The following is a 1,358-nucleotide window of genomic DNA, read 5'->3' as shown; positions in this document are numbered from 1 at the left end:
AATACAAAAAACTTAACATAATAATTAGAAGATTTAATAAAAATAATTAATAAAACCTCAATTAATTATAGTTTTGGATTTATTCATCATCGTATGATGATGGCCAAATAAAATATTTTGATATCAATAAAGAAGATTACTAATTTTTTAAAATTATAATCAATCGTTAATTAAAAAACCTTTCTCCTTATACACTGAGTTTTATTCAAACACTAACCATTCAAATTATTATTGGAAGCGTCATATTCTAAAGTCCTGTTTTAAAACTAATAATATTCTCCACCTCCACACTCCTAAATTAAAAACAAATTCATAGCTAATAAAACAACAAATTTAGTGCGATAATTAAGTAAACAAAATCTAAGAATTACAGGATTAAAATGTTACTTAACTATTTAAATAAATATAATGACACCCCTACAGAATTAATACACAAACACTGTGAAGAAAATAAAGTCAACTACACATCAACAATGTATTACGCTGAGGTCATCTATAAAGCTAATGGCATATTCATTTCAGAAGCATTATTTGCCCCTAAAGGCTTAAAGAGTGGTGATTACATCTACTTTCAATCAGAAAAGAAAAGTGTGCCTGAATCGTTTAATGCATTAAAGGTGAACAAATCAAATATAACTCGAACGATTAGCCAGCAATATTTTGATACACACAAATTTCTTATGTGTGTATCAAAATTAAAGCACATGCTCAAACCTTTCAGGTTCTGCGCAAATAACAACAAAAAAAGGAATAAAAATGAACACGTTAAATAAATCAGGCAGGCCAAAAAAAACGGAATGGGAAAAACGCAACAAGAAGATCCAAATATCGCTGACACAAAAAGAATGGGAATATATCTCTAAAAATGCTCAGAAAGCCAACCAAGAACAATTGGCAACATACTTACGTACAGTTTTACTCTCATGTATATCTACAGGGGGTATTACTTATAAAGTACAGAGTAAACAATCTATTCAGTATATGAAGCTGTTCATTAACGCGTTTAATAACCTTAATCAATCAACAAAACAAATAAATGCCGCTTATCGAAACAATGTTTTGTCACGCAGAGATTTATTAATTCACGCCAACATCATTAATAAGCTAGAGAAAAGAACTGCGAATATCCAAGAGCAGGCTCAGCACTTTGAAGAATATGCAGCCATATTTGAGGATGGAGAGCACGACTATGACACATAACCCAAAAGAGCTTCGAGCGGGCTATGAAAAAACACTACTTTATATTTTCAGAGGTGACCGACATGAGCATGAGTTTAATCCCGATAACATCGATCCTATCGCTGGTACCGTAGGTAGTTTACCCCGATGGGTAGACGGCAGGGCGGGAGCATACTTTG

At 32.1% G+C, this 1,358-nt stretch carries 1 protein-coding gene; it reads left to right on the top strand.

Annotation, left to right across the window (positions count from 1 at the left end; all coding sequences use genetic code 11):
- Positions 1 to 756: 756 nt before the first annotated feature.
- On the top strand, positions 757 to 1,200 hold the full coding sequence (locus AB4585_RS22135) for a hypothetical protein (RefSeq protein ID WP_372170961.1): 444 nt from the start codon (positions 757 to 759) through the stop codon (positions 1,198 to 1,200).
- Positions 1,201 to 1,358: the final 158 nt, after the last annotated feature.

Source organism: Vibrio sp. 10N.222.49.C9 (assembly GCF_041474985.1).
GTDB classification, from domain to species: domain Bacteria; phylum Pseudomonadota; class Gammaproteobacteria; order Enterobacterales; family Vibrionaceae; genus Vibrio; species Vibrio crassostreae_C.
The sequence above is the reverse complement of the archived record's forward strand: the minus strand, read 5'-3'. Positions and strand labels throughout refer to the sequence as shown.

What these genes read in the sequence shown, in the direction of transcription:
- AB4585_RS22135 (WP_372170961.1), top strand. Translation starts at nt 757, where the DNA reads ATGAACACGTTAAATAAATCAGGCAGGCCAAAAAAAACGGAATGGGAA.